The following is a 26,389-nucleotide window of genomic DNA, read 5'->3' as shown; positions in this document are numbered from 1 at the left end:
CCACGATCGTGGGCGCGCGAGAATCGCACCCGGGCGTTAGGTCCATCGCTCGGCGAGGTGGTCGATCTCCAATCGGATTAGACGGTCACGCAACTCTCGCGGGTTTTGAGGCCGGCGGAGGGGGTCTCCGGACAGCATGGAGCTAACCAGTCGGGCAACCTCTCTCCCGATCCACGGTGCCCATGTTCGGGGGCCTGGGATACGGATGTCGCGATGAACCCGGACGAGGTCGCCGGGCGATTGAGCCCGATACGGGCGCTTTCCCGTCAGCAGTTGGTAAAGAATCACGCCCAAACTGTAGATGTCGCTGCGGATGTCAGGTGGTGTCGTCCCTAGGATCCATTCCGGGGCCAGATAGTTGATGGTTCCCGCCACCCATGGACGTCCGCCGCCGCGGGTGTTTTCATCCAATCGCCGCGCGAAGCCCAGGTCAAGCAATGTGACATGACCGGCGTCGGAAATCATAAGATTGGAGGGTTTTACGTCGCCGTGCATCCAGCCTGCCGACCAGAGAGCCTCGAGCGCCTCCGCGGCTTGGCGGATGATCCACAAGGATTCGACGACGGGATGGGCGACGCCTAGCGGCATTTTCAGGTCCAGCGTTTGGCCGGATAGGAACGGCATCACCAAATAGAAGGGGCGATCGTCCACGTGCTCGGACAAGATGGGGACGACGTGTCGATGGGATACCGTTCGCCCGATCCGCGCTTCCGTCCGAAACAACGAGACGGCAAGAGGGTCATTCTCCAAGTGGGGGTGGAGAACTTTGAGGACGTATGTGTCGGTTGTAGGGGAAGTGCGGGGGGCGGCGCGATAAACCGTGCTCCAATTGCCGACGGCGATCAATGCGCGCGCAAGCCAATCTCCGAATTCCAAACGACGTTGGAACCCAGGTTCGGGCTGGATCGGCGGCATTCCGGCGGGGTGAAAGACGTCCGCCTGCGGCACGGTTCGCTCCTTTTCGAGTAAGTACTCTTTCCCTGTTATTCGGATATGCGCTTCGTGGAATGCAAGTCGCATCGCCGTTTCCTGCGGGATGCGCGCGGGCGTTGCGACGGTTATGATCCCTGTTTTTGTCACCGACCGCATAAACCCATCGATGAAAGACGCGGCACCGCGACGTCTTCGGCTTGGGCGGGCATCGCCGCGAGGCGATCAAGTGATGGCGGCGCCGGAGTGCCGGAACGAATCTCGGGCTCAATGTCGAAAACCGCGATAAACAAAGAGACGCTCAAATAGTTGCCCGATCAAACAAAAGCCGGTCCGCGACTGAAAGCCTCGGACCGGCGCAGAGGACGAAAGGCAGGCATCAGCAAAGGCTAGGAGACCGGATATTCCAAATAGCGCGCCAGTTGGTGGAAATCGCATTCGGGGGCCACAAGCCGCTCTTTTGCGCGGAGTCTCGACATGTCGATCAGTTGTTCAAAGGTTGGATAGAGAAGATTCAAGTCGCCCCCGACCGAGACCATCACGCCGTTCAGACCTTTCTCGGCCAGCGCGCGGTAGGCGCCGACGCCCAGTTGGCTGCCCAAGATAATGTCGAAGGCCGTCGGGTGATGGCAGCGGACCTCGTAACCGAATTGCAGGGCGTTGATCTTGAGTGGCTTCTCGCCGCGGTCGGCCAGGGTTTGGTTGACCAACCGGGCTACCCGACCGGTAAACTTGATCTGCGAAACCGGAAAGTGGCCGAAAGAGTCAGGCTCCAGGACGGCGAACTCGTCCTCGGAAACGCACTTGTGCAATTCCTCAAGGGGGAAATACTCGCCCATGCCCTCCGCCAACACGATCACGCCGTAGGCCTTGCCTTCATTTCTTCTCGCCACGATGGTGTCGGCGATTCTCGCCGCCATGGCGCGGACGTCGATCACGTCGCGGAGTTGCGGCTTGCCGGAATCTTCATCGATGACCTCCTTGCCGGTCTTGGGGTTGACCGTGACCTCTTTCTTCCACCATTCGGCCGGAATGTCTTCCAGACTAATGACGAGGGCCGCCTCTCCGGCGATAGCGGCGCCGTATGCAAGCCAACCCGCTTTTCGGCCCATCACCTGGACCAAGTAATACGCTCCCGCAGCCTTTGCATCCGCAAGAAGATTACGGACTTGCGTGGCCAGCATTTCTACCGCCGTGAAATAGCCGAACGTGAAGTCGATGCCCTGATAATCGTTGTCGATCGTCTTGGGTAAGTGGACGACGGCGATGCGGGGCTGATCCTTGGGCAGACGGTCCTGAAACAATTTGAATTTGGCCGCGGTGGTCAACGTGTCGTCGCCGCCGATCGAGATCAAGGCGTCGACCTGCAAGGAACGAAGTGCCTCGTAGACCGTCTTCAAGGGTGCCGTCTTTTGTTCGTCTTGCAGGTCATCCTCAGTCTTGAGGAGTTTGCCGGGATTCGCGCGGGCCGTCCCGATGATGATCCCCGCGCTGCTGCGAACCAACTCCATTTCGTTCCAGCGGAGGATGCGATACGCGTGGCCTTCACGGAGGGGCTCTTCGGGCCTGTACTTCATCAGGTGGGAATAGCCGTGTCGGATTCCCAAAACCTCAATACCGTTCTTGGAGAAGGCGATCGCTGCGCTTCCAATCACGGCGTTGGCGGCAGGTGCCGGCCCTCCCGAGAACAGCATGGCAACCCGTTTGATATTGGTGTTCGGTCTTTCCGGCGTTGCGAGTGCGTTCACCATGACATCCTCTTCGTGTTTGGCTGTTTTCAAGATTGCAATCCCTCTCCGGAATCGAGGATCGCCCCGACGGAGACCGTGGGACGTTCCTTTGAACTAAAACGATATATTTTACCGCCGCGGATCGAACCTCAGAAGCCACCCACGGATACGCTCGAAAGGGGTGATTTTACAGATTCAACGCCGGCGACATTCGTCCATTTCACCTGTTTGGCATCGCCGTGCGCGCCGTTGGGGGGTGAATGCAGTCAATTTGGAACGCGGGCAACGCCCCGCGGGTCAATCCCAAGGCCAGTCCGCGCCAAGGCACTCACGCTGCACGTCGCTGATGCGTCGCACCGCACCTTTCGCGAGGTTCAAGGTTTTTGCCAGGGTTTCTTCGTCAAAAGTTGATTTTTCCCCGGTCGCTTGAACCTCGATCAGGCGTCCGCTGCCGGTCATGACGATGTTGAAATCGACGGCGGCGGCCGAATCCTCGTCGCGACACGGATCGAGCAGCAGGGAACCATCTTGAAGGACAACGCTGACGGACACCACGTTCTCTCGGATCGGGAACCGGTCTCGTCCTTCCTGCCCCCAAAATCGGCGGACGCCCGCGATCAAAGCGGCACACGCCCCATTGATGCTCCAAACTCGGGTACCGCCGTCCGCCTCCAAGACGTCGCAGTCCACGGTCAAGGTTCGCTCACCTAAAGCCGTGAGATCGACGACGGCGCGGAGGCTTCTGCCGATTAGCCGTTGAATTTCCGCGGCGCGGCCGTCTGCGCGAAATCGGTCTCTCGGTTTGCGAGGTTGGGTGCTGCCCGGCAGCATGTTGTATTCGGCCGTCAGCCACCCCTTCCCCGAACCTGCCAGCCAGGCGGGAACTTGTTCCTCGATCGAGACCGTACACAGAATCTTGGTTCGACCGGCGGCGACGAAGACGCTGCCCAGCGCCGACCCGACAAAGTCGCTTTGCATGAGGCAGGGTCGCAACTCATCGGCTCGACGACCATCCGCCCTGACGACCGCCATCGCTAAAGCTCCCAGCCGAAATCTCCGGTTACGTCGAGGTGTTATGGCGCCCTCAACCACCCTGCGAACCTAGCAGCCACGCCAGTACCGCCTTTTGAACGTGCATTCGATTGGCGGCCTGCCGGATCACGACGCTCTGAGGACCGTCGATGACGTCGTCCGTTACTTCTTCGCCGCGCTTGGCGGGCAAGCAATGCATGAAGACGGCACCTTTTTGCGTGTGAGACATGAGGGCCGCGTTGACCTGAAAGGCCGCGAAATCCCGCCGTCGACGTTCCGCCTCGCTTTCTTGGCCCATGCTGGTCCAGACATCCGTGTACACCGCCAAGGCATCTCGGACGGCCTCAGCGGGATCGTCGGTGACCTCGAACTCAAAGCCCGGGTTTTCGGCCTTCAAGCCGGGAAGGAATTCCGGTTCGAAGCGGTATGCTTCGGGGGTAGCCATCACGAATCGTACGCCCAACTTGGCGCAGCCTTCGGCCAAACTTCTGGCGACGTTATTCGCGTCACCTATCCAGGCCAGCGTGTGGCCCGCCGGCCTGCCCGCCAACTCGCGCATGGTAAACAGGTCCGCCAGGGCCTGGCACGGGTGCGATTGGTCCGTCAATCCGTTGATGATGGAGCACGTGGCGTGTTCGGCCATTTCCTCCAAAACCGCGTGGCGCTTTCCGCGGAAGACGATGGCATCCACATAGGAACTGAGGACGCGGACGAAATCGGCGACCGTCTCTCGCTTTCCGAAGCCCGCGTCTTCGCCCAAAAAGATCGAACTGCCTCCCAGATGGGCCATGGCCGCTTCGAAGCTGACTCGGGTCCGCAGTGAGGGCTTTTCAAACACCAGAGCCAGCACACGGTGCGGCAACAGCGGTTCGCGCACGCCCGCCGCGTACTTCGCCTTCAAGTCTTCGCATATCGAGAAGATGCGATCGATTTCCGCGCGGGAAAGACTCCGGAGCGTCAGCAGATGGCGGGGCTTAAGGGGCGTCATCGCGGTTCCGTTCCTTGATCGGTTGCACTATCGTCACTTAGCATCGCAAGTCCGATATGCTACTCGGCCTTCGGCTTGGATTCGAGGCCGCCTTGCGCATAATCCTCGATTACGCTGCACAAGATGTCGCAGCCCTGCCGGACTTGATCGTCCGTCATCGTCATGGCGGGAAGCAGTCGAATCACGGTTCCGTGCGTGCAATTGATGAGCAGGCCGCGCTGCAAGCATTCGTTGACCACCGGCGCACCATCCACGACCAACTCCAGTCCAATCATCAGGCCGGCGCCTCGGACCTCGCGGACAATCGAACAGCGTTGCGCCAAATCGCGGAACCTTTCGAGGAAGAGGTTTCCGATGACTTGGGCGCGTTCCAGCAATGATTGTGTTTCGATCATGTCGATGGCGGCCAGTCCGGCGGCGGCGGCAATGGGGTTCCCGCCGAATGTGGAGGCGTGCATTCCCGCGCGCAGGGATGGAGCGATCTCCTTTCGGGCAAGCATGGCGCCTCCCGGCAGTCCCCCGCACAGCGACTTGGCAAGCGTCATGATGTCGGGAACCACCCCGAAGCGTTGGTAGGCAAACCATTCCCCGGTTCGACCGCAACCCGTCTGGACTTCGTCGAAAATGAGCAGCAGTTGATGCTCGTCGGCCAATTCTCGCAAACCTTGCAGAAATCCATCGGGCGGCGGGACCACGCCGCCTTCTCCCTGGATCGGCTCGATCATGATACCCGCCGTTTCGCCGTCGATCCGCTCTCGAACGGCGTCGAGATCGCCGTAAGGGCAGTACGAGAAACCCGGCAGGAGAGGATGCAGGCCTTCGTGGTATTTCGGTTGGGCTGTAGCGGACAGCGATCCCATCGTGCGACCGTGGAAGCCGCCCTCGAAGACGATGATCTTGTAACGTCCCGGCCCCTGGTGCAATCGCGCGAGCTTGATGGCCGCCTCATTCGCTTCCGCACCGGAGTTGCAGAAAAAGGCCATGCCGTGAAAACTACGCTCACTGAGCGCTTTGGCCCAACGGCCTTGAGCTTCGGTGAACCAAGTATTCGGAACATGGATCAACCGCGCCAATTGTTCCTGAACCGCCGCAACCACGGGCGCCGGACAGTGGCCCAGCAGATTGCAACCCCAACCCGGGAAGAGGTCCAAGTATTGCTTGCCCTCGCTATCCCAAACGTGCACGCCCTCGCCCCGCACAAGTACCACAGGATACCGCCGGTAATTTGGGATGACGTACTGCTGGAATAAGCCGATTATTTCGTCCGTGGAAAGGTTGGTCGTTGTTGCCATGGTTTCGAGATTATCGTCTCCTCGGTTGGGAGCTTGCGATTCGGATCGTGCATGCGAAGGCCGGATGTACCTCGGGAATCACGAACGGGCGACGAATTGGAATTGGGCCGCGAATTGCGACGGGCCTTTAGGCGTTTTCAGGTACGCCGTTCCGTCCGATGGCCGTCCCAATTCCTTTGGTCGTATACACCTCCAACAATAGCGAGTGACGTATGCGACCATCGATGATGTGAATCTTGTTGACACCTTTCTCTAGGGTATCCAAACAGGCCTCGACCTTGGGCAGCATGCCGGTTTGAATGGCGCCGGATCGAATCAGCTCTCGGGCTTGCGATGCCGAGAGCGAGTCGATGAGAGAGTCGGGATCGTCCTTGTTCGCACGAACGCCGTTCACGTCGCTGAGAAAGACCAGCTTCTCCGCCCGCATCGCCACCGCCACCGCCATGGCGGCAAGGTCGGCATTCACGTTCAGAATCGTGTCGCCGTTCTCGGAAACGCAGAGCGAAGGGATGACGGGTACCACACCGCGACGGCAAAGCTCGGTGATGGTTTCCTCGTCGACTCGCGTTACTTCTCCGACAAATCCCAGATCGATGGATTCGCCGCCGGGACCGGTCAGGCAGGTCTTCTTGCCAAACAAGACGTTCTTGGTCCGCACGCTCAGAGAGGCGGCGGCACCGCCTAGGTCCTGAATTTCGCGAGCAAGCCGCGGGGCCAACTCCCCCGCCAATACCTGTTCCACGATGGCCAGGGTCGCCTCATCCGTATAGCGACGACCTTGGACGAACTTGGGTTGCAGCCCCGCCTTTTCCATGGCGCGAGAAATCGCTGCCCCGCCGCCGTGGACGACGACCGGTTGCATCCCGACCGTCTCCATGAAAAGGATATCGAGCAGCAGATGCGTCATGGCACGCGGGTCTTCCAAGACGCTGCCGCCGAGCTTGATGACGGTCACCTTTCCGCGGAACTGGCGAATCCACCGCAAGGCTTCAATCAGAACGTCGGCTTTTTCAACGGCTTGCTGCAATCCGGATATCTCCCCATTGATGAAGTTAAGATGAATGCATGCTTTCTGGCTGCAACACTCTGGTAATGTGCCGGGCCAATCTCACAATCGGTCGAATATTTCGGATTCGCGTAACTGCCGAGGTTCATGTAGGCACAACGATCGCGAGTCTTGGGAGGCCGGTCGCCTCGCCCCGGGGGGGCGCGAAATCCGTCCTACACGTTATCTCTCGAGCTGTGCCGTGTTTGCTTGTCTTGCCCGGCAAGAACACCACCGTTCGTAAAAGTCAGCGTCCCAGCGCAATCACACACGATCCCCCCTGCGGAGAGAAACTTTTATTGTCCGAAAACGGCGTCAAGGTGTCAACGACCGGTAACCGAGCATGCGCACTGATGCGAAAGCAGTTCGATGCCTTAACGAGTTCGCAGGGGCAGCGGTCTTGGGCGGCAGGGCGGATGTTTGAATGCCTAGCAATGACGGTGCGCAGCCGGCGTGGTTTTGCGATGAAAGGGAAGCGGGCGAAGAATAGCGCGCGGGCCAAAATTCGCCCGAGAAGACTAGACATGCCTCTGTGGTCCGGGCATAATCGCAATCTACGGTTATTGGGATGTCAATCCGCACTCGGTCATCGGCTGTACCATGCGTGCTGCGCCCCTATCGGCTCGGCGGCCGCTAGTGTTACGAGTTTGGAAAGCACACTAGCGCAGTCTGGAATACGGCGACGGTTATCGGCGTTGGGCCGGGGAGACGCTGGGTACGGGGGTTCGGGCGGTTTTGGCAAACGAGTTGTCCAGGCAAAGGGAGAGACTGAATGAATCAATCTAGCTCCGTTCAACCCGGAATGGTTGACGAAAATGGGCGAGCCTGGTACCGCATTTTGACCGGCTATCAATGGTTTGTGTTGATCGTCTGCACCCTGGGATGGGCCTTCGATACGTTCGATCAACAACTTTTCAACGTGGCGAGGCAATCCGCGGTCAAAGACTTGCTGCAGTCTCCCACGCCGGAGGCAATCAATCAAGCGGCGGGTTGGGCGACTGCCGTGATGCTGATCGGTTGGGCTACAGGCGGGATCATCTTTGGCATGATGGGGGACCGCCTGGGCCGTGCCAAAACGATGATTCTCACGATTCTGTTTTATTCGGTGTTCACCGGACTTTCCGCCTTTTCCGTCGGGTTGGGGGACTTTTTGCTCTATCGATTCCTGGCGGGGCTGGGAATTGGGGGGCAGTTCGGTCTCGGAACCGCGATGGTGGCGGAAACGTTGCCGGACCGTGCTCGTCCAAAGGCACTCGGATTTCTCCAAGCCTTTTCCGCCGTCGGCAACATCTCTGCCGGGCTAATTGGCATGCTGTTCGCCTGGCTGATTCTCCAGGGGACTCTTCAAAGCCAACCCTGGCGCTGGATGTTCGGCGTGGGCATCATCCCGGCCGTTCTCGTCGTGGTGATTATGTTTTGGCTCAAGGAACCGGAGAAGTGGAAGCAGGCCGTCGCCGAAGGGAAGACCCGCAAACACAGAGCGGGTTCGATCGTGGAGTTATTCGGGGATCCCCGGTGGCGGCATCGCGCGATTGTAGGCATTATTTTGGCGTCCGCGGGCGTGATCGGCTTGTGGGGCATTGGGGTCTTCGGCGTTGATTTGGTTCAAAACATCTTCCGCACCCAGATCACGCAGGAATATCGCCGGAAGGGGGAACCCGAGCAAGATCGACTTTTGTTACTCCAGCTCTTCCGGAATCCCGACGATTTGAAGGCATTCGCAGACTCGAAGATTGAGCCGCGAACTTTACTCACCGCCGATCCCAAGGACCGGGATGTTCCTTTGCTCGCCGCCGCGGCCTTGACGCTTCACGCCGGTGGTAAGCCCGTCACCCCTGACGCCGCGCTGGCTCTATTGGATCAGGACCAGTCCGTCGATGGGTCTCCGTTGGCGCGGTTGGACGCCAAACGCAAGGCGCAGTCGGATACCGATCGCGCGAGGCGGGCGGATTTGCTGAAGGAAACGAGCGAGGCCGGTCCCGACATTCAGCAGCACATCGACCGCATCCGCGAGCGAACCAAGCAGATCGATGGCTATGTGGCGCGTTGGGGGAGTATTCAGCTTTTGCTTTTCAATATCGGCGCCTTTTTCGGCATTTACGCCTTCAGTATGGCCGCGGGAAACATCGGCCGACGCCCCGCGTTCGCCATTTTCTTTGTAGCGGCTTTGGCGGCCACCGTCGTGTTCTTCCTTTTTGTCCGAGAGTGGTATCACGTGCTGTGGTTGGCCCCGCTGATGGGCTTTTGCCAGCTTTCTGTGTTCGGCGGCTACGCGATCTATTTTCCCGAACTGTTCCCGACCCGTCTGCGGAGCACGGGAACCAGCATGTGCTACAACATTGGGCGATACGTTTCGGCGGCGGGGCCGGCCATGCTGGGTATCCTCAGCGGCGTCGTTTTCGCCGGATTCGAGGAACCGATCCGTTGGGCCGGGGTCACCATGTGCGCCTTCTATGTCATCGGCTTGTTGATTTTGCCGTTCGCTCCGGAGACCAAAGATCAGCCCTTACCGGAATGAACCGGCTGACACTGCGGAGTGCTCGGTTCCATTCTCTCGCAATTAATGGTACACGGCATGATTTGCTACTTCGGAGATGACGATTTAAGCGGAGCGGCCGGTTATTTGGCCGCGGTCCTCGGTCGCGCCGGCGTGGAATACCATCACGTTCCCAGTTGGCGCAAGGCCCCGGCCGATTTCGCGTCGCGGGGATTTCGAGGCTACATCCTCAGCGATTATCCCGCCGCGGGATTCACGACGAGTCAACTCGCTCAGCTCGCCGAGGCGGTGGCCCAAGGGGCGGGATTGTTGATGATTGGCGGTTGGGAGAGTTTCTTTGGGCGAACCGGCGAGTACCGGGGAACTCCCTTGGAGCAAGCCCTTCCCGTCTATCTGGCTCACGACGATGATCGCGTCAATTGTCCCCAGGGCTGCGTCCTGCGCCAGGTACGGCATCATCCCATTTTAGAGGGCCTTCCGTGGAATGTGCCCCCTGTGGTTGCTGGCTACAACCGATTGGCGGCGAAACCCGATGCCCGGACGTTGCTGGTGGGCGTGCGTCTGCGAATCGAGGACGACGTCCGCCAACTGCGGTTCTCGGAAGCCGAGGTTGCGCCCATGTTGATCGTGGGCAAGCATGGCCGGGGGCGAACGGCAGCGCTGGCTTGCGATGTCGCGCCCCATTGGGTGGGCGGCATGGTCGATTGGGGGCAGGGACGGATCGTGCAGCACCTTCCGGACGGCGGATTCGTTGAAATGGGGCGGGCTTATGCCGAATTCTTACATCGGCTGGTCACCTGGACGGCCGGGCTTGCCGATTGGCCCGATTGGTACGAGGATGATGTCGTAACCGTTCCCCGTATCGAGGCCGTCGAGGAAGATGTCGCCGACGGCGCCCGGGAAGCAGCCCCTTCGCGTTAGCGGGTTGCTGCCGCCAGCTTACCAGGGGGCACCACGAGCATCACGGTGCTGCGACTACTAGGGACGCCGCTTGGCCGGTCGGTGAGTGATTGAGCACCACTGCCGCCGGTGGTGCGCCGGTCAGTGGGCGATCGTGAATGACTTGGATCGGACACCGGGGATCCGGACGATGATAGTTCAGGGTGGGCGGGACGGATCCGTCTCGTATGGCCAGAAGACTAACCGCCAACTCGACCACGCCGGCCCCCGCGGCCAGGTTGCCGAAGTAGCTTTTGGGGGCTGTTACCGGAACATCGCCCAGCACTCGCTGAATGGCTCGGGCTTCGATCTCGTCGTCGGCGACCGTACCCACGCCGTGCGCATTGACGTGGCCGATGTCGCGAATCGAAAGCCCGGCGGCCTCCACAGCCGATCGGATCGCGCGGGCAATCGCCTCAGTCAATCCGGAACCGGTTCCAGTCGGGCCGGACGTGTTGGCGAACCCCTTGATCTCGGCGTAGACGGCGGCGCGGCGGGCTTCGGCGTGGCGCTTGCGCTCCAGCACGATCGCCCCCGCTCCTTCGCCGTGTACCATGCCGTCGCGGTCGGCATCGAAGGGGCGGCAAGCCGCCGCCGGATCATCAGTGCGTTTTGAGGTGGGATAGGCTCCGTGCCTCGCCCAAAAAGCGGGGTGAATGCGGCTACCCGTACCGCCGCAGATCATGACATCCGCCTGACCGCGCTGAATTACCCGAACCGCCTCAGCGATGGCGCAAAGCCCGGAAACCTCTCCCAGGGTCAAGGTATTGTTAGGGCCTTGCGCGTCCAAGGCTATCCCAATGTGGCAGGCAGGCATGTTGGGCAGGTATTTTAGCAGCCACAAAGGATAGAGGTCGGACATCGCCCGACCTCCCCACCGTCCAAAATCGAATTCGCCGTCAACGAGGCAGCTTCGCACCGCCGGGGCGATTTCGTCCAATTCGCATGGGATCAAGTCGGTTCCGAAGACGATCCCCAAACGTTCCGGTTCGATGCCGGAGCGAAGGATGCAGGCCTCTTGAACTGCAAGATCGGCGGCGGCGAAAGCCATTTGAATGTCGCGGCTCATGACTTTCAGGGCTTTACGCGGCCGCACCCGATCCGCAACATCGAATTCCGCAAGATAACCCCCAATCGGAGCAGGGGCGGCAAGGCCACACAGAGACGGAATCGTTTGCACCCCCGATCGGCCTTCCAGCAGACTTTGCCGGAAGACTTGGCCACCGATCCCTATCGGACTGACTACGCCCAGTCCGGTGATGACGACTTGATCGTTCGCGTCCATTGAGGCTCGGGAAATGTCCGATTCGATGTCTCGACGTCAAATCTTGAGAGCCCGGCGATTAGACGCCGCCGGTCAACACGAAGAATCGACCGCGACGCGATCGAATCGGAGGGCCGCACATCCTCCCTCTTTTAAGCATTTGATGGTACCCGACGCCCCTATAAGCGACAAGGGATGTTTCGCGGGCGTGTAATCGCGATGCGGTTCCATTTCTCGCAAGGCGTGGTTAGCAAAAGCATTGGGCGACCACGATCTTTGTCGGAGTCAAACGCGAAGCGTTTCCGGAAGGATAGGCGAGGCGTTCGGTTCGGAAACAAAAACGCAGTCAGGCTCCGATTCGAGATAATCGCCAGTTACCGCGTAAGCCCGAGATCGGCTGCCTCCACAGACGTAGCGATAATTGCAACTCCCGCACTTTCCCCGGAACAGATCCGGTTGCCGAAGGGCTAGGAAGACCGGGTGGCGCTGGTACACGTCCACGATCGAGGCCTGCGGAAAGACGCCGCAATAAATTGGCAGGAAACCCGCGGGATAAATCTCCCCGATATGGCTGACGAACATGATCCCGCGGCCATCCCCCACACCCACCAAAGAACGGATTTTCCGGCGCTCGACCGGTACGTTCTCCTGCTCCATCCGGCGGAGCACGAATCGCCGATAATGCGGCGCCTCTGTTGTCTTAATGGCAAAGGGGCATGAGAGCGATTGTCGCCAAAGCCGGGCAAAAACTTCTTCATACTCATCCGGAGAAATACGTTCCTCGGCTTGCCCCCTCCCGACCGGTACCAGAAAGAATACCGACCACATGGCAATTCCGTATGCGGCCAACATCTCCGCTAAGGCGTCGACCTGGGCATAATTGCGACGCGTGATGGTGGTATTGACCTGAACGTAGAAGCCCAATTCGCGGGCGATCGCGAGGAGTTCGATCGTCCGGGCGAAACTGCCGTCCCAACCGCGAAAGGCATCGTGCGTGGGCGCGTCTACGCCGTCAAGACTGAGGCCGATCGCCGACACGCCGACGTCTTTAGCCCGACGTAAGGCATCGAATGTGGCCAGCGGAGTCGCGGAAGGAGTGAGGGCGGTATTCAATCCCAACGCGACCGCAGTTTCCAGCAATCGCCAGATATCCCTCCGTTTCAAAGGGTCGCCGCCGGTGAAAACAACGTTCGGCTTGCGGGGAAACGCCGTTGCCTGTCTCAACAACGAAATCGCGTTGCCGGTGTCGAGTTCCGCAGGGTGACTCTCGGGTTGGGCGGAGGCCCGGCAATGCTTGCAAACGAGATCACAGGCTTGCGTCACCTCATAGTAGAGCATCAAAGGGCTGTGGGCCAAATCCTCCCAGGCGTAGCCTCGGAAATGCTCAACGGCGTTCCGCGACTCGTTCATGGAATGTTTCCCCATACGTCAGGATCGAAGGCAGGGATGCGGACGATAAGTGCCGCTATCGTCATTTTTGCCTCGTTCCGAGGCGGGACAAGGGCGAGGTGACCCCTCTGCGCGGGCGAGCGTGCGGCGATTCTAGCCGATTCTCCGGAACAAGAACGAAAGCATGCCGCCTATGAAAGAGAAGGCGGCATGCTATTCAGTACTTACGGCTACCCAAAATGGCGGCCAAAGCCGCTTGTTCGATGCCCTCGTTCATGCCGAATTTCGGCACGCATGGCAATCTTATTGGCTCTCGGACTCAGCGGTTTCCGCTGGCGCCGAGCCGACATCAACCTCTTGCGGAGTGAATTCCGGCTTGACGGACGGAGCGCGACGCTTTTTCTTCGGCCGATCGTTGTTTCCCACGAACGCCAAGACGGCGCGTGTGCCGGCGTCGCCTACACGGGGCTTCGCGAGACGCAGAATCCGCGTGTACCCGCCGGGGCGATCGACAAAACGCGGAGCGATCCGCTCGAACAGCACCTGGGTGGCCTCTTTACTGCCGATCATCCGCAACACGCGTCGCCTAGCGGCGACGACCGGTGCCATTTTCCGGTTCCACTCCTGCCATTTCTCACTTTGTCGCCACGCCCGCCACGCTTCGGAGTTCCGGGGGGCGGTCGGTTCCAAAGCTTTCGCCTCTCGCAAGGCGGGAAGAGCTTTCTTGGCGATCGTGATGCACCGTTCCACCAGAGGACGCACTTCCTTGGCCTTGGGAAGGGTCGTCACGATCTGGCCCGGTTGCAGAGGCTTTTCGCTTTCGAACTCGTACTCTTTTTCCGTGAGAAACAGGGCGCTGGCCAAATTCCTCAGCAAAGCTTTTCGATGGCTGGGGCTGCGTCCCAGTATTCGTCCCAGTTTCCGATGTCGCATGGTTCAATTCATCCCGCCGTGTAATGATTCCCTTTTCGATGCACGCCCGTCGGGTCGAGTTTCCAAGTCCGGACGAAATCCCAATCGTGCTCAAACGCCGGCGGAGCCGAGAGGAAGCTTCATACCTATCCCCAAGCCGAGCGAAGCGAGCTTTTCTCGAACCTCCGACAAGGTGGTTTCGCCGAAGCTTCGCAGTTCCAGAAGTTCCTCTTCCGTCTTGGACACGAGGTCACGGACCGTCAGAATGTTGCCGTGTTGCAGGCAATTCTCCGCCCGCGACGACAAGTTCAGCTCGGATATCGGCATGGCCAGTTTCGCTTCCAAGCTCGGATCCGTGGAACCGCTCTTGCCGTTGGCGAAGACCTTCGGGCCGAGTTCCTGGTATTGAACGAACGGATTCAGGTGCTTCCGCAGAATCTTGGCCGCTTCCACCAAGGCCATTTCGGGGTCGATGGAACCGTCAGTCCAGATTTCCAGGGTCAATTTGTCATAGTCGGTCTTTTGGCCCACCCGGGTCTCCTCGACCTCGTAACGGACCTTGACGACCGGGCTGAAAACGGCGTCCACGGGAATGATGCCGATTTCGGATATTTGGGGAGTGTGCTCCGAAGCCGGCACATAACCCCGACCGTTCTCGACGATCATTTCCATCACAAAGGGGACGTCTTCGGTCAGCGTCGCGATGACCAAATCGCGATTGATCACGTCGACCTGCGCGTCCGGTTCGATGTCGGCCGCAGTCACGACACCCCTCGTGTTGCGGTTAATCCGCAGCACACGGGGTTGCAAGCTGTGATTGCGGACAACAAGCGACTTGACGTTGAGGATGATGTCCGTCACGTCTTCGACCACGCCGGGAAGCGACGTGATCTCGTGGAGTGCTCCCTGCAGCTTGACTCTCGTTACGGCGCTGCCTTCCAAACTGGATAGGAGGATCCGCCGTAAACTGTTGCCGATGGTCGTGCCGAAACCGCGTTCGAACGGTTCCGCCGTGAACTTGCCGTAACGATCCGTCAGTGTGGCCTTATCACAGCTGACCTGACTGGGCAGTTCCAGGCCGCGCCATTTCACTCGCATCTCTTAGCACCTCCGCGGGTTCCGCTACCGGTCACAATAGGCCGTCACAGCCGCTATCTCGAGCAGAACTCGATGATCAATTGGGGTTGTACCGGAATGCCCACGTCATCCAAGGTAGGTTCCCTCAAGACATGCCCCTCCGGAACCTGGCCGGGGACCAGGTTCAGGTAATCGGGCACATCCTGTTGCCGTTCCGAAAGGCTGGCTTGAACGACCTGAAGACTCTTGGCGCGATTCTTCACGGATACCACGTCGCCCGGTTGCACCAAATAGCTGGGGATATCGACCCGCTTTCCGTTGACGAGGATGTGGCCGTGGCGGATGATTTGCCGTGCCTGCGAGCGCGACAGCCCGAAGCCGAGGCGATACACCACATTGTCCAACCGCCGTTCCAACAGCGAAAGCAGCACTTCGCCCGTGTTGGTCGAGGACCGGGAGGCGATATCGAAGTACCGCCGAAATTGCCGTTCCAGTACCCCGTAGTAACGCTTGACCTTCTGCTTTTCGCGAAGGTGCATGGCGTAATCCGTGGGCTTTCCTCGCAGCGAACCCTGCATGCCCGGCGAAGCGCGGTGACGTTCGAAGGCACACTTTTCGGTGTCGCACCGAGTCCCCTTGAGGAACAGCTTCGTTCCTTCTCGACGGCACAACCGACACACCGGTCCCGTAAAACGACCCATCCTGCGTTATCCCCAAAGATTTTGCGTGTTACCAGTTCGTGTGTTCCAACTCGAAGCGCTCGAGAACTACCGCCAAATCGCTATGCTGAGCCGACAACGGCACTCAGACGCGACGTCGTTTCCTTGGCCGACAACCGTTGTGCGGCAACGGGGTGACGTCTTCGATGGACTTGATATTCAAGCCCGCTGTTTGTAACGCCGTGATTGCGCTTTCCCGTCCGCTTCCAGGCCCTTTTACTTTGACGTCGACTTCCTTAAGGCCCATCTTGATGGCCTTCTCCGCCGCCTGCTGCGCGGCCATTTGGCCGGCAAAGGGCGTACTCTTCCGACTGCCCTTGAAGCCGGAGGTTCCGGCACTGGCCCAACACAGCGTTTCACCCTTCACATCCGTCACCGTTACCATGGTGTTGTTGAAGGTCGTCTTGATGTGGACGATCCCCATGGTAACATGACGCCGCGCTTTCTTCCGTTTACCGCTTGCCTTGGCCACGCCTTGTGTTCTCCTGCACGCTAGACGCCAACACCCATTTTTTGTTTGTCACGCGTTGTACGGATCGTTCAAGCCGCCGGATATCGTTCTGGAACTCCCGTTTGCTTTTATCAGCGGAGGTCCTTGACGCCCTTCTTGCCGGCCACGGTTTTACGCGGACCTTTGCGGGTTCGAGCGTTGGTCCGCGTTCTTTGGCCTCGGACGGGCAATCCCCGGCGGTGCCGGATACCGCGGTAGCAATTGATATCCTTCAGCCGCGTGATGTTCTGCGCGATCTGCCGCCGCAATTGCCCCTCAACCACGTAGTCCTTGTCGAGAAGCGTCGCAAGCCTCGCAAGCTCATCTTCCCGCAAATCCCCCGCCCGAGCATGAGGATCGATGCCGGCCTTGAAGCACAACTCCTTCGCCAGGGTCGGACCGATACCATACAGGTAGCGAAGGGAAATCACGGTGGGCTTGTTGTTCGGAATATCGACACCCAACAGACGCGGCATACCAATCTCCCAAATACACCTTTTGCCGGGACGGATCAGTCCGATCGCCCGAGATCCGAACGGGCCTAACTCATCCCTGACGTTGCTTGTGACGCGGGTTGGAGCAAATGATGTAAATGCGGCCGGCGCGGCGCACGACCTTGCAGTTGCCGCACAATCGCTTGACGCTCGATCGGACTTTCATAATCGTTACCCTCAACCGGTTTTCGGCTCCGGATTTCGCCTCCGGGAATCATTTAGTATATGGGGAATGGGCGGTGCCCCTCAAGGGGCGGGCAAGGCATAATTCCTTTGTCGAACCGCGTTTTTGCGATAACGCCGAATTCGCCAACACATTCGGATCGACGGCACCGCCCCCTGTTATACACCCTCATCACGCGGCGAAGCCCATCTCCGCATCCATCGGGCACGCGGGTCCGGTGAGGACGTAAGTCCCCTTGTCGGTCAGGGCCACGGTATGCTCGAAATGGGCGCTGGGTTTTCCGTCCGCCGTTACTTGCGTCCAAAAATCCCGTTTCAAACGAACGTTGCGCGTTCCCATGTTGACCATCGGCTCGATCGCCAGGACCAGTCCCGGCTGGAGCCGAAAATCGCCGTTTTGAACGAATTGGGCATTCACGAAGTTCGGTACTTGAGGCTCCTCATGCATCCTTCGCCCAATGCCGTGCCCCACGAAGGCCTCGACGACCGTGAAGCCTTCCTTTTGCACGTACTGTTGCATCGCCGCCGCAACTTCGCTCCAGTACTTGCGTTTGGGGAGCAATTCGATGGCCAGGTCCAAGGCGGACTTGGTCACATGGAGCAGTCGCATCCTTTCCGGATCGACCGTTCCGACGGGATAGGTTACCGCCGCGTCTCCGCACCAGCCTTCCATGCGACAACCCGTGTCGACGCTGACAATGTCGCCGTCCTGGATGACTCGGGGACCGGGAATGCCGTGTACGACCTCTTCATTCACGGAAATGCACGTCACAGCCGGATAAGGCACCCGGCCGGGCACTCCCTTGAACAAGCCCTCGGCCCCTTGGGACTCGAAAAAATTCTCCACCGCGGCGTCGAGATCACGCGTCGTGATGCCCGGTCGAATGAGGGATTGAACCAGTTGGTGGGCTTTCCAAACCAGAAACCCGGCATGCCGCATCTTGAGGATTTCTGCACGGGTCTTGAGCGTCACCACCCGTTCAACTCCCCTACACCGTCCGCTCCATCCGAATTTCGCTTAGGATCCGGAAACGGAATCGAGAACCTTGACCAACCGTTCGAAGATTTCTTCCACCGTGCCGACGCCTTCCACCGACCGCAACAAGTTTTTGCCCTGATAATAATTCAACAGCGGTTCGGTTTGATTACGATAGGCCACCAGTCGCTGACGAATCACCTCGGGTTTGTCATCGGCCCGACCGCGTCGCGAAAGCCTCTGGAACAGTTCCTCTTCGGGAACCCGCAACTCCAATACGACATCCAGCGGCGTTCCGGAGGCGGCGAGCATCGCGTCAAGCGCCTCGGCCTGGCCCAAGGTCCTCGGGAAACCGTCGAGCAAATACCCGTCAGCGCAATCCGGCGACTGCAAGCGCTCGCGGATGATTTCGATGATGACGTCGTCCGGGACCAATTCTCCCTTGGACATGAACTCGTCCGCCTTCAGGCCGACCGGGGATTTGGCATCCCGCGCGGCCCGCAGCATATCTCCGGTCGAAAGGTGGGCGATTTGGTACTTATCGACGATCTTGGCCGCCTGGGTTCCTTTGCCGGCGCCAGGTGGTCCGATGAAAACCAGTCGCATAACTCGTCCCTCTCGCCCTACGAAGCCGCTCTGCCTGCTTCAGCAGAACCAGTCGTCCTATCAAGCCCGGAAGCGATACGTCTCTTATCCACGAAACGCGTAGTAGGAAGGCGTTACAATTACAAAGTTTCAGGCTAAAGTTTCTGCGCCAAATCGACGCGGAACGGGGCTTGCGTCCGTGCACGGCGTTGCCGGACGCGGGTTAACCTTCCAACAACCCCTTATAATTTCTCATTACGATGTGACTGTCGATTTTCTGAACAAGGTCGAACGCAACACTCACGGCGATAAGCAGGCTGGTCCCGCCGTAGAATTGAGCGATCTGGTAATTGACTCCCATCCAATCGGCCACGATTGTGGGAATGATGGCGACCGCTGCCAAGAAACCGGCACCGACGAAGGTGATGCGCACCATGACCTTTTCCAGGTACTCCGCCGTGCGACGCCCCGGCCGATGGCCCATAATAATGCTACCGTTATCTTTTAGGCGATCGGCGATATCCTTGGGGTTGAAGGTAATCGCCGTCCAAAAGTAACAGAAGAAGTAGATCAGGCCGATATACATGGCGTTATACCAAAACCCGTCGCCGCGGTGAAACACGTCGGCGAGCGCGGTCAGGATAGTCGATTGGGGATACATGTTCGCCAACGATTGAAACAACGCCAGAGGAAAGAGCAGAAGGCTGCTGGCGAAGATGATGGGCATCACGCCGGCTTGATTGACCAGCAACGGCAGATAATCGCGCGCTCCGCCGTAGACACGCCGTCCGCGAACGTGTTTCGCGCTCTGAGTGATGATGCGGCGCTGACCTCTTGTAATAAAAATGACGCCGGCGACAACGGCCACGAAAAGCGAGAGCAGAATCAGCAGCGTGTCAGCGCCGATCTTCCCGCCGCTACCGCTCAATTCCAGCCCTTCGTCGAAAACAGGCCGCAGTTCTTGATACAAGGACGGAAACATCCGGGCCAGGATGCTCGCCATGATCAAAAGACTAATCCCGTTACCGATGCCGTACTCATCGATCTGTTCGCCCAACCACATGAGAAACGTCGTGCCCGCCGTCATGGTCAATACGGCCATGATGATCCACGAGGTATAGACGCTTCCGCCGTCGGCATTCGTGTACTCGGGTCTCACGAGGCCGCGGCCTACCAACATGGCGACGTAAACGTAGCTTTGCACCAAGCAGATCGCGACGGTGGCATATCGCGTGTATTCGTTAATTTTCTTGTAGCCCGCCGGCCCCTCCTTTTGCAGTTTTTCCAGGGGAGGGTAAACCGTGCCGAGCAATTGGAAGATAATCGACGCCGAGATGTAGGGCATGATTCCCAGGCCGAAGATGGTTGCCTGGTCCAAACGACTCGCGGCGAAGACGGTCACTTGATCCAACAGATCGCGGAGACCACCGGATGCCTGCTGACCGAAGACGGCGCTCATCTTCTCGGTATTGATCCCCGGGACGGGAATTTGTTCGCCGACCCGATAGATCGCCAGAAGGAGCAGCGTGAGGAGTATCTTGGTCCGCAGCTCTTTGATGCTGAAGATGACCCGGAGTTTTTCAAGCATGATCTTGGATCCTCTGCCGGGCCGTCGCTACTTGCCCCGCGCGGCACAACCGGCCCAAGTCCTCATTGCGTCTTGCGGTTGCTTTTAACGTTCTTGACGACGGGAGCGCGACCGGGAAGAACGACGACCTGCCCGCCCGCCTTTTCGATCTTCTCTTTCGCCTGCCGGCTAAAACGATGGGCGGAGACGCGCAGAGTCTTCGACAACTCGCCGTCGCCCAAAATCTTGAGTTCCTGAAAGACTCCTTTCAACAGGCCGCGAGATTGCAAGACATCGGGCGTCACCTCGTCGCCGGTCGCAAATTCTTTCTCCAGAACCGCGACGTTGACGGCGGCGATTTGCGTGGCGAATCGTTTGTTGTTGAATCCGCGTTTCGGGATGCGGCGGATGAGCGGAACCTGGCCTCCTTCGAAGCCCAACTTGGCACGCCACCCACTGCGGGAGCGAGCGCCTTTGTGACCGCGTCCCGCGGTCTTCCCGTGACCGGAACCCGGACCGCGACCGACGCGCTTCCGCTTCTTGTGCGGCACGATTCCCCGATTGACGTCGTTCAAATTCATGTTAGCGACACTCCCCGCAACCGCTCGACCTCGCCTCGCGGGCGAACTTGCTGCAACGCATCCATGGTGGCCTTGACGAGGTTGATTGGGTTGGTGTTTCCGAAGGACTTCGTCAAGATGTTCTTGATACCGGCGGCCTCGCACACGGCGCGAACGGCGGCGCCGGCGATGACGCCCGTCCCAGGTCCCGCGGGAACAAGCACGACCTTAGCCGCTCCGTACCGCCCTTTCACGATGTGAGGGATGGTCCCCTCGACCAGGTTGACCGGCGCCATGCGGCGGGTCCCGTCTTTGACGGCCTTCGCAACGGCAGGCGGCACCTCATTGGCCTTGCCGTAGCCCCAACCGACGCGACCGTTTCCGTCGCCGACCACGACCATGGCGGTAAAGCTGAATCGCCGACCGCCTTTTACTACCGCGGCACAACGACGAATCTTGATTACCTTATCAATCAATTCGCCGCGAACCGATTCGATGTTGTCAGTCGCCATCGCACCTACTCGGTATCAATTTTCCCGGGACAGAGTCTCTCTCGTTCGCCCTTCTTGTGCGGACGAAGCTGAAGATCACTTCGCCTTCTTTGCGGACGCCTTTTCGCCCTTTCCGCCTTTGTCAGCCTTGACGCTTTTCTTGGCCTGCTTGTCACCGTCGCCCTTGGCGGGCTTGGCTTCAGGTTCCTTTTTGGGGCCGATATCCAGACCGGCGTCCCGCGCAGCATCGGCCAAAGCCGCAACGCGCCCGTGATATTTGTACGATCCGCGGTCGAAGACGACTTGGCGAATACCGGCCTCCAAAGCCCGCTCCGCTATCCGTTTACCGACCAGCACAGCGGCTTGGATGTTTCCGCCGTAACCCGAGACCGCATCACGTAGTTCTTTTTCGGATGTGGAAGCGGCGGCCAGCGTTCGCCCTTGCACGTCGTCGATAATCTGAGCGCTGATGTGCTTATTACTGCGGAAGACGCTCAAACGCGGTCGCACGCTCACGCGGCGAATCTTATTCCGCACTCGAAACGTGCGACGGCGACGTTGAATTTGCAGTCGTTTTAACTGGCTCACGGGAATTTTCTCTAAACGATTAAATCCTCTGAAGCTGCGAAGCAATCATCCCAACCCGGGAATAAGCGTACGGCATCCGTTCTGAAGCGGGCGATCCTCCAAGGGGCCAACCGACTATTTCGCCGATACCTTGCCTTCCTTACGGCGAATTTGTTCGCCCTGATAGCGAATCCCTTTACCCTTGTACGGTTCCGGTTTTCGTAAAGCACGTACCGACGCGGCGAAATTGGTGACCAATTGCTTGTCCGCCCCTTGCACCACCACGTGCTGTTGATCGGGACATGTCACGGTCAGGCCGGGGGGAATTGGGACTTGCAATTCGTTGGCGAAGCCAACGCGTAGTTGCAGGACTGATCCTTGCACGGCGGCCAGGTAACCGACGCCGACGATTTCCAGTCGTCGCTCGAACCCCTGGGAGACGCCCAATACCATGTTTTGCAGCAAGGCGCGAGTCAGGCCGTGAAGCGAGCGTGCCGGTCGACTGTCGTCTCGCCGTCGCACCGACAGCACCTTACCGCCCTCGGTCAGATCGACGTCCACCTCGGGGCGAAGTTCTCGCGTCAACCGCCCCTTTGGGCCTTCTACGATTACCGTCCGATTATCCAACGAAACCTTCACTCCGTCGGGTATAGGGATCGGTTTCTTTCCAATTCGCGACATCGTCGTGCTCTCTCGTAACCCGTTACCCGCCTAACTTCGCCGTCGTATTGCCGGTCGCCAGCGCGATGCGAGTGATTGCGTCTCCAACGCGACCGTCACCAGATTTCGCACAAAACCTCACCGCCGACGTTTCGTTGTCGGGCCTCGCGGTCGCTGACGACACCGCGACTGGTGCTCACGACGGAAATCCCGAGGCCGTTGAGTACGGGTTTCAGTTCTCCGGCCTTTCGGTACACTCGCCGCCCGGGTTTACTGACGCGCCGAATGTGGCGAATCACCTGTTCGCCGTTCGGGCCGTACTTGAGGTGAATCTGGAGCATGCCGCGCGGCGAACCGGGGATTTCCTCCCAGTCCCAAATGTAGCCCTCACGCTTCAGAACGTCCGCCAAGGCTCGCTTCAGCCGCGAACTGGGGACGACGACCTGCGGTCGTTCGACGCGGATGGCGTTACGAATTCGAGTCAACATATCGGCGATGGGATCGGTCATCATGGTGGCTGTTTAACCCTCTACCAGCTCGCCTTGACAAGTCCAGGAATCAAACCTTGATCGGCCAACTTCCGCAAACATATGCGGCAGAGGCCGAATTTACGATACACGGCCCGCGGTCGTCCGCAAATGCGACAACGATTACGATGTCGCGTCGAGAATTTCGGAGGACGCAAAGACTTAGCAATCTTGGACTTACTGGCCATGCACTCGGTTCCTCAAGGTTCTCCCTAGGGACGGGGCTTTGCTTTGTTCACTCCGCGCGGAAGGGCATTCCCAGCATACGCAGGCATTCTCGAGACTCGTCGTCGCTCCGAGAATCGAACACCAAACAAATGTTCATGCCTTGATTGCGGGAGTATTTGTCGGGGTTCAATTCGGGGAAGACCATTTGTTCGGTCAATCCAAGGCTGTAATTGCCGCGTCCGTCGAACGCGTTCGGGTTCAAACCTCGGAAGTCCCGCACACGCGGCAGGGCGATCGAAATCAGTCGATCAAGGAACTCGTACATTCTCTTGCCGCGGAGCGTGACCTTGCAACCGATCGCCATTCCCTCCCGTAACTTGAAACCGGCGATGGACTTCTTCGCGCGCGTCACCACCGCCTTCTGCCCGGCGATCAGGCTCAGGGCGTCGACGGCTTCGTCGAGATACTTTTTCTCCGTTATCGCCTCGCCCACGCCCATATTGATGACGATCTTCTTCAAACGCGGCAACGAGAGGATATTCGTTCGCCCCAGCTTCTTTTGCAGGTGGGGGACGACTTCCTTACGGTATCGTTCGAGCAATCGAGGTTCCATGATTCCCACCGGCCTCACGACTTCTTAGCGTAACGCGACCGGGGCGGCGCGATCGGCCCGATGTTCGCGTCACATTTTTTGCAAAATCGCACTTTCGTCCCGTCATCCAAATAGCGGGCGCCGGTCCTGGTCCGGGCGCCGCAAGCGGGGCAGACTAAAGCCACGTTCGATATCGCGATCGGCATTTCCCGGGAAAGCCGCCCGCCCTGCTTGGCCTGCCTGGTCGGCCGCATGTGCTTGGTTACGACATTGACCGACTCGACAACCACTTTTCCTTCTTTCCGGTCGACGGACAACACCCGTCCTCGGACGCCGCGGTCCTCGCCGGCAAGAACTTCCACCATGTCGTTGATACGTACTTGCATCAGACCACCTCGTTGGCGAGGCTGACGATTTTCATGAAATTCCGTTCCCGCAGTTCCCTCGCGACCGCCCCGAAGATACGCGTACCGCGTGGGTTGCCGTCATTATCTACAATCACAGCAGCGTTGCTGTCGAATCGAACATAACTGCCATCGGGCCGCCGCTTGGCCTTCCTTGTACGAACGATGACGGCCCGAACCACGGCACCCTTTTGGAAAGTGCTACCGGGTATCGTTCCTTTTACGCTGCAAACAACAATATCGCCTAACCCCGCGTATCGCTTGCGGCTTCCGCCCAAAACCTTGATGCACATCAATTCGCGCACCCCGGTGTTGTCCGCAACATCCAGCCGGGTTTGCATTTGGATCATGGCTGTCACCTAACTCTGTGCCGACTTCATTCCGTCCGCGATGGCCTTCAACGATTCCGGCGCCCGGCATGATGCCGGTCAATATCACGCCTGATCACCGCCCTGTTGGCTCGGTTCGGACTCCGTCTGATCGCCGCCGACAACCGCCTGAAGTTCCTGTTCCACGTCGCGACCTTTCGCGATACGCTTGTCCACGGCACCGGCCTTTTCGATCACCCGAACCAGTCGCCATCGCTTGAGACGCGACAACGGTCGCGACTCCACGATTTCAACGCGGTCGCCGATGCCGGACTCGTCGTTTTCATCATGTACGTAGCAGATCGTTCGATGTCGTATATACTTGCCATATCGCCCGTGGGGCATCATCCGCGTCACTTCCACGCGACGAAACTTGGGCTTTCCAGCCTTAGTGACGATGCCGACTTCCACTCGCTTTGCCATCTTTTATCCCTTGGTCGTGCAAGCGCCGTTGCGACGAAGAACGGAATGCCTTTAGACCTTTTTATCAGTTTTACTCGTGACGCTTAGGTAACCGATTTACAAAAGCGCGATAGACCTCACGCCGCACTCAATTCTCGCTCTCGCAGAATCGTTCGGATTCTGGCGATCAACCGACGCTTGTTGGCCAATTCGCGGGGATTCGCCAGACGCTCCGTCTGCTGTTGAATGCGCAGTCGGAACAGCGAGTCGACGGCCTCCCTCAGCGTAGCCAGCAACTGCTCCGTGCTCATTTCTCGAAGTTCTTTGGCCTTCATCGCCTCACCGCATTACCCGAGGTATATTTTGCAATGTGCAGGGATTCTTACAATCGTCTTCCCCAAGCTCGCAACGTTCGTGGGTCAGACCTCACGGCGACGCACGAAGCGAACTTTTACCGGCATCTTATGGGCGAGACGGGAGAAACACAGCCGCGCTGCTTCCTCCGATATCCCACCGATTTCGAATAGGACCGTCCCCGGTTTCACCACGGCGGCCCAATATTCCGGTTCCCCCTTTCCTTTGCCCATGCGGGTTTCGAGGGGAATCGAGGTGATGGGCTTGTGGGGAAAGATGCGGATGTAAAGTCGCCCTTCCGACCGCAGGTACTGCTGCGCCGCGATACGACCCGCCTCAATTGTCGCCGCAGGGATCCAACCGCCTTGAACGGCTTGCAACCCGAAGTCGCCGAACACGACGCGATTACCGCGGGTGGCCTCACCCTTTATACGCCCTCTTTGGCTTTTTCGATGCTTGACCCGTTTTGGCATCAGCGCCATGATCGTCGTCCTCGCTGAACATCCCCAGGTTAATCCACACTTGTACGCCGATCTGCCCTTGGGCGATTGTGGCTTCCGCGAAACCGTAATCCACGTTCGCCCGCAAAGTCGATAGCGGTACCGAGCCGACCATTTGCTTTTCCCGGCGCGACATTTCCGCGCCTCCCAGTCGACCCGATAACTGCACCTTCATTCCTTTAGCCCCTTGAGCCATGGTCGCTTCCATGGCCTTTTTGATCGTCCGCCGAAAACTGGAACGCCGCATCAGTTCTTCGGCGATGCTCTCGGCCACCAACTGCGCGACCAATTCGGGGCGAGTAATCTCTTCGATCTTCGGATTAATGCGCCGACCCGTCAGGGCCTGGAGTTCGTTTTGCAGTTCCTCGATTTTGCCGCCGCGAGATCCTATCAGCACCCCCGGCCGGGCGGTGAAAATAATGACTTTCACCTCATCCCGCGTCCGCTCGATCTCGATCTTCGAAATCATCGGATACATCCGCCGTCCCTTCCCACGATCTCGATCGGAAGAGGCCTCACGGCGATTCAGGATGAATTGGCGTATCTTGTAATCCTCAAGCAGCAGGTCTGAGAACTCTCGCTTGGGCGCATACCAACGACTCTTCCAGTCGAGGGTGACACCGGTGCGAAAACCAATCGGGTTGACCTTCTGACCCATCGCGAAAATCCTCTATCAACTTTCGCCGT

At 58.9% G+C, this 26,389-nt stretch carries 32 protein-coding genes; 2 read left to right on the top strand and 30 right to left on the bottom strand.

The window, feature by feature from the left end:
• Positions 1-36: 36 nt before the first annotated feature.
• From ACYQ6J_RS00970 to argB, 6 genes are all read right to left on the bottom strand, one after another.
• Entirely contained in the window at positions 37-1,020 is a 984-nt protein-coding gene (locus ACYQ6J_RS00970) for a serine/threonine-protein kinase (protein WP_460182320.1), read from the bottom strand.
• A gap of 299 nt (positions 1,021-1,319) precedes the next feature.
• Complete coding sequence (locus ACYQ6J_RS00965; RefSeq protein WP_460182319.1) at positions 1,320-2,711, bottom strand: 6-phosphofructokinase; 1,392 nt, start codon at positions 2,709-2,711, stop codon at positions 1,320-1,322.
• A 246-nt stretch (positions 2,712-2,957) separates the two neighbouring features.
• Positions 2,958-3,692, bottom strand: coding sequence for a ribonuclease PH (gene rph / locus ACYQ6J_RS00960; RefSeq protein WP_460182318.1), 735 nt, complete (start codon positions 3,690-3,692; stop codon positions 2,958-2,960).
• A 52-nt stretch (positions 3,693-3,744) separates the two neighbouring features.
• Positions 3,745-4,680: an ornithine carbamoyltransferase gene (argF, locus tag ACYQ6J_RS00955; RefSeq protein ID WP_460182317.1), complete on the bottom strand. Its 936-nt coding sequence runs from the start codon at positions 4,678-4,680 to the stop codon at positions 3,745-3,747.
• Positions 4,681-4,739: 59 nt separating this feature from the next.
• Positions 4,740-5,972: an aspartate aminotransferase family protein gene (locus tag ACYQ6J_RS00950; RefSeq protein ID WP_460182316.1), complete on the bottom strand. Its 1,233-nt coding sequence runs from the start codon at positions 5,970-5,972 to the stop codon at positions 4,740-4,742.
• 127 nt (positions 5,973-6,099) lie between these two features.
• The gene (gene argB / locus ACYQ6J_RS00945) at positions 6,100-6,999 is read right to left on the bottom strand and encodes an acetylglutamate kinase (RefSeq protein ID WP_460182315.1); all 900 of its coding nucleotides are present in this window, start codon (positions 6,997-6,999) and stop codon (positions 6,100-6,102) included.
• 790 nt (positions 7,000-7,789) lie between these two features.
• On the opposite strand from argB, the gene ACYQ6J_RS00940 reads away from it, so the two are divergent.
• Both ACYQ6J_RS00940 and ACYQ6J_RS00935 read left to right on the top strand, forming a co-directional pair.
• Positions 7,790-9,535 carry an MFS transporter gene (locus tag ACYQ6J_RS00940; protein WP_460182314.1) on the top strand — a complete coding sequence of 582 codons (1,746 nt, stop codon included), beginning with the start codon at positions 7,790-7,792 and terminating at the stop codon, positions 9,533-9,535.
• 57 nt (positions 9,536-9,592) lie between these two features.
• On the top strand, positions 9,593-10,435 hold the full coding sequence (locus tag ACYQ6J_RS00935; protein WP_460182313.1) for a glutamine amidotransferase: 843 nt from the start codon (positions 9,593-9,595) through the stop codon (positions 10,433-10,435).
• Between the two features lie 40 nt (positions 10,436-10,475).
• On the opposite strand, the gene ACYQ6J_RS00930 is transcribed toward ACYQ6J_RS00935, so the two are convergent.
• From ACYQ6J_RS00930 to rpsC, 24 genes are all read right to left on the bottom strand, one after another.
• A complete protein-coding gene (locus ACYQ6J_RS00930; protein ID WP_460182312.1) occupies positions 10,476-11,738 on the bottom strand; it encodes a beta-ketoacyl-[acyl-carrier-protein] synthase family protein in 1,263 nt (420 codons plus the stop codon).
• 264 nt (positions 11,739-12,002) lie between these two features.
• Positions 12,003-13,127, bottom strand: a complete 1,125-nt coding sequence (locus tag ACYQ6J_RS00925) for a TIGR04053 family radical SAM/SPASM domain-containing protein (RefSeq protein ID WP_460182311.1) — start codon at positions 13,125-13,127, stop codon at positions 12,003-12,005.
• Positions 13,128-13,409: 282 nt separating this feature from the next.
• A complete protein-coding gene (locus ACYQ6J_RS00920) occupies positions 13,410-14,039 on the bottom strand; it encodes a bL17 family ribosomal protein (protein ID WP_460182310.1) in 630 nt (209 codons plus the stop codon).
• Between the two features lie 90 nt (positions 14,040-14,129).
• Positions 14,130-15,116 (bottom strand): DNA-directed RNA polymerase subunit alpha, encoded by a 987-nt coding sequence (locus ACYQ6J_RS00915; protein WP_460182309.1) that lies wholly within the window; start codon positions 15,114-15,116, stop codon positions 14,130-14,132.
• 53 nt (positions 15,117-15,169) lie between these two features.
• Entirely contained in the window at positions 15,170-15,796 is a 627-nt protein-coding gene (rpsD, locus tag ACYQ6J_RS00910; RefSeq protein ID WP_460182308.1) for a 30S ribosomal protein S4, read from the bottom strand.
• 103 nt (positions 15,797-15,899) lie between these two features.
• Positions 15,900-16,286, bottom strand: coding sequence for a 30S ribosomal protein S11 (rpsK, locus tag ACYQ6J_RS00905; protein ID WP_460182307.1), 387 nt, complete (start codon positions 16,284-16,286; stop codon positions 15,900-15,902).
• A gap of 110 nt (positions 16,287-16,396) precedes the next feature.
• Entirely contained in the window at positions 16,397-16,780 is a 384-nt protein-coding gene (gene rpsM / locus ACYQ6J_RS00900; protein ID WP_460182306.1) for a 30S ribosomal protein S13, read from the bottom strand.
• A 70-nt stretch (positions 16,781-16,850) separates the two neighbouring features.
• On the bottom strand, positions 16,851-16,964 hold the full coding sequence (rpmJ, locus tag ACYQ6J_RS00895) for a 50S ribosomal protein L36 (protein WP_460182305.1): 114 nt from the start codon (positions 16,962-16,964) through the stop codon (positions 16,851-16,853).
• Between the two features lie 189 nt (positions 16,965-17,153).
• The gene (gene map / locus ACYQ6J_RS00890; protein ID WP_460182304.1) at positions 17,154-17,954 is read right to left on the bottom strand and encodes a type I methionyl aminopeptidase; all 801 of its coding nucleotides are present in this window, start codon (positions 17,952-17,954) and stop codon (positions 17,154-17,156) included.
• A gap of 45 nt (positions 17,955-17,999) precedes the next feature.
• Positions 18,000-18,563, bottom strand: a complete 564-nt coding sequence (locus ACYQ6J_RS00885) for an adenylate kinase (RefSeq protein WP_460182303.1) — start codon at positions 18,561-18,563, stop codon at positions 18,000-18,002.
• A gap of 202 nt (positions 18,564-18,765) precedes the next feature.
• On the bottom strand, positions 18,766-20,130 hold the full coding sequence (secY, locus tag ACYQ6J_RS00880) for a preprotein translocase subunit SecY (RefSeq protein ID WP_460182302.1): 1,365 nt from the start codon (positions 20,128-20,130) through the stop codon (positions 18,766-18,768).
• A 62-nt stretch (positions 20,131-20,192) separates the two neighbouring features.
• Positions 20,193-20,690 carry a 50S ribosomal protein L15 gene (gene rplO, locus ACYQ6J_RS00875; RefSeq protein WP_460182301.1) on the bottom strand — a complete coding sequence of 166 codons (498 nt, stop codon included), beginning with the start codon at positions 20,688-20,690 and terminating at the stop codon, positions 20,193-20,195.
• Entirely contained in the window at positions 20,687-21,181 is a 495-nt protein-coding gene (gene rpsE, locus ACYQ6J_RS00870) for a 30S ribosomal protein S5 (protein WP_460182300.1), read from the bottom strand. The genes rplO and rpsE overlap by 4 nt, the downstream gene beginning before the upstream one ends.
• A gap of 75 nt (positions 21,182-21,256) precedes the next feature.
• Complete coding sequence (gene rplR / locus ACYQ6J_RS00865) at positions 21,257-21,748, bottom strand: 50S ribosomal protein L18 (protein WP_460182299.1); 492 nt, start codon at positions 21,746-21,748, stop codon at positions 21,257-21,259.
• A gap of 114 nt (positions 21,749-21,862) precedes the next feature.
• Positions 21,863-22,408 (bottom strand): 50S ribosomal protein L6, encoded by a 546-nt coding sequence (rplF, locus tag ACYQ6J_RS00860; RefSeq protein ID WP_460182298.1) that lies wholly within the window; start codon positions 22,406-22,408, stop codon positions 21,863-21,865.
• A 95-nt stretch (positions 22,409-22,503) separates the two neighbouring features.
• Complete coding sequence (gene rpsH / locus ACYQ6J_RS00855) at positions 22,504-22,899, bottom strand: 30S ribosomal protein S8 (RefSeq protein ID WP_460182297.1); 396 nt, start codon at positions 22,897-22,899, stop codon at positions 22,504-22,506.
• A gap of 17 nt (positions 22,900-22,916) precedes the next feature.
• Entirely contained in the window at positions 22,917-23,102 is a 186-nt protein-coding gene (locus ACYQ6J_RS00850) for a type Z 30S ribosomal protein S14 (protein WP_460182296.1), read from the bottom strand.
• A gap of 47 nt (positions 23,103-23,149) precedes the next feature.
• Positions 23,150-23,695: a 50S ribosomal protein L5 gene (gene rplE, locus ACYQ6J_RS00845; RefSeq protein ID WP_460182295.1), complete on the bottom strand. Its 546-nt coding sequence runs from the start codon at positions 23,693-23,695 to the stop codon at positions 23,150-23,152.
• A gap of 14 nt (positions 23,696-23,709) precedes the next feature.
• Positions 23,710-24,060 carry a 50S ribosomal protein L24 gene (rplX, locus tag ACYQ6J_RS00840; protein WP_460182294.1) on the bottom strand — a complete coding sequence of 117 codons (351 nt, stop codon included), beginning with the start codon at positions 24,058-24,060 and terminating at the stop codon, positions 23,710-23,712.
• Complete coding sequence (gene rplN, locus ACYQ6J_RS00835; protein WP_460182293.1) at positions 24,060-24,428, bottom strand: 50S ribosomal protein L14; 369 nt, start codon at positions 24,426-24,428, stop codon at positions 24,060-24,062. Before rplN ends, rplX begins: the two co-directional genes overlap by 1 nt.
• Positions 24,429-24,512: 84 nt before the next feature.
• Positions 24,513-24,869 (bottom strand): small ribosomal subunit protein uS17, encoded by a 357-nt coding sequence (locus ACYQ6J_RS00830; RefSeq protein ID WP_460182292.1) that lies wholly within the window; start codon positions 24,867-24,869, stop codon positions 24,513-24,515.
• 116 nt (positions 24,870-24,985) lie between these two features.
• Entirely contained in the window at positions 24,986-25,183 is a 198-nt protein-coding gene (gene rpmC / locus ACYQ6J_RS00825; protein WP_460182291.1) for a 50S ribosomal protein L29, read from the bottom strand.
• An 84-nt stretch (positions 25,184-25,267) separates the two neighbouring features.
• Positions 25,268-25,675, bottom strand: a complete 408-nt coding sequence (gene rplP, locus ACYQ6J_RS00820) for a 50S ribosomal protein L16 (RefSeq protein ID WP_460183294.1) — start codon at positions 25,673-25,675, stop codon at positions 25,268-25,270.
• Positions 25,623-26,360, bottom strand: coding sequence for a 30S ribosomal protein S3 (gene rpsC / locus ACYQ6J_RS00815; RefSeq protein ID WP_460182290.1), 738 nt, complete (start codon positions 26,358-26,360; stop codon positions 25,623-25,625). The genes rplP and rpsC overlap by 53 nt, the downstream gene beginning before the upstream one ends.
• Positions 26,361-26,389 lie beyond the last annotated feature (29 nt).

It is taken from the genome of Thermopirellula anaerolimosa (assembly GCF_054657335.1).
Note: the sequence above shows the minus strand (reverse complement) of the source record. Positions and strands in the feature narration are given on the sequence as shown.

Coding starts and splice junctions, on each gene's coding strand:
- ACYQ6J_RS00925 (WP_460182311.1), bottom strand. CDS start 13,127: ATGAACGAGTCGCGGAACGCCGTTGAGCATTTCCGAGGCTACGCCTGG.
- rplE (WP_460182295.1), bottom strand. CDS start 23,695: ATGGAACCTCGATTGCTCGAACGATACCGTAAGGAAGTCGTCCCCCAC.
- ACYQ6J_RS00830 (WP_460182292.1), bottom strand. CDS start 24,869: ATGGCAAAGCGAGTGGAAGTCGGCATCGTCACTAAGGCTGGAAAGCCC.
- ACYQ6J_RS00920 (WP_460182310.1), bottom strand. CDS start 14,039: ATGCGACATCGGAAACTGGGACGAATACTGGGACGCAGCCCCAGCCAT.
- ACYQ6J_RS00850 (WP_460182296.1), bottom strand. CDS start 23,102: ATGGCCAGTAAGTCCAAGATTGCTAAGTCTTTGCGTCCTCCGAAATTC.
- rph (WP_460182318.1), bottom strand. CDS start 3,692: ATGGCGGTCGTCAGGGCGGATGGTCGTCGAGCCGATGAGTTGCGACCC.
- rpsE (WP_460182300.1), bottom strand. CDS start 21,181: ATGGCGACTGACAACATCGAATCGGTTCGCGGCGAATTGATTGATAAG.
- ACYQ6J_RS00930 (WP_460182312.1), bottom strand. CDS start 11,738: ATGGACGCGAACGATCAAGTCGTCATCACCGGACTGGGCGTAGTCAGT.
- rplP (WP_460183294.1), bottom strand. CDS start 25,675: ATGCCAAAACGGGTCAAGCATCGAAAAAGCCAAAGAGGGCGTATAAAG.
- ACYQ6J_RS00915 (WP_460182309.1), bottom strand. CDS start 15,116: ATGCGAGTGAAATGGCGCGGCCTGGAACTGCCCAGTCAGGTCAGCTGT.
- ACYQ6J_RS00940 (WP_460182314.1), top strand. CDS start 7,790: ATGAATCAATCTAGCTCCGTTCAACCCGGAATGGTTGACGAAAATGGG.
- secY (WP_460182302.1), bottom strand. CDS start 20,130: ATGCTTGAAAAACTCCGGGTCATCTTCAGCATCAAAGAGCTGCGGACC.
- rplX (WP_460182294.1), bottom strand. CDS start 24,060: ATGCAAGTACGTATCAACGACATGGTGGAAGTTCTTGCCGGCGAGGAC.
- rpsD (WP_460182308.1), bottom strand. CDS start 15,796: ATGGGTCGTTTTACGGGACCGGTGTGTCGGTTGTGCCGTCGAGAAGGA.
- rpmJ (WP_460182305.1), bottom strand. CDS start 16,964: ATGAAAGTCCGATCGAGCGTCAAGCGATTGTGCGGCAACTGCAAGGTC.
- ACYQ6J_RS00970 (WP_460182320.1), bottom strand. CDS start 1,020: ATGCGACTTGCATTCCACGAAGCGCATATCCGAATAACAGGGAAAGAG.
- rplF (WP_460182298.1), bottom strand. CDS start 22,408: ATGTCGCGAATTGGAAAGAAACCGATCCCTATACCCGACGGAGTGAAG.
- rplO (WP_460182301.1), bottom strand. CDS start 20,690: ATGAATTTGAACGACGTCAATCGGGGAATCGTGCCGCACAAGAAGCGG.
- ACYQ6J_RS00950 (WP_460182316.1), bottom strand. CDS start 5,972: ATGGCAACAACGACCAACCTTTCCACGGACGAAATAATCGGCTTATTC.
- rpsM (WP_460182306.1), bottom strand. CDS start 16,780: ATGCCGCGTCTGTTGGGTGTCGATATTCCGAACAACAAGCCCACCGTG.
- argF (WP_460182317.1), bottom strand. CDS start 4,680: ATGACGCCCCTTAAGCCCCGCCATCTGCTGACGCTCCGGAGTCTTTCC.
- rpmC (WP_460182291.1), bottom strand. CDS start 25,183: ATGAAGGCCAAAGAACTTCGAGAAATGAGCACGGAGCAGTTGCTGGCT.
- ACYQ6J_RS00935 (WP_460182313.1), top strand. CDS start 9,593: ATGATTTGCTACTTCGGAGATGACGATTTAAGCGGAGCGGCCGGTTAT.
- ACYQ6J_RS00885 (WP_460182303.1), bottom strand. CDS start 18,563: ATGCGACTGGTTTTCATCGGACCACCTGGCGCCGGCAAAGGAACCCAG.
- rpsC (WP_460182290.1), bottom strand. CDS start 26,360: ATGGGTCAGAAGGTCAACCCGATTGGTTTTCGCACCGGTGTCACCCTC.
- rplN (WP_460182293.1), bottom strand. CDS start 24,428: ATGATCCAAATGCAAACCCGGCTGGATGTTGCGGACAACACCGGGGTG.
- rpsH (WP_460182297.1), bottom strand. CDS start 22,899: ATGATGACCGATCCCATCGCCGATATGTTGACTCGAATTCGTAACGCC.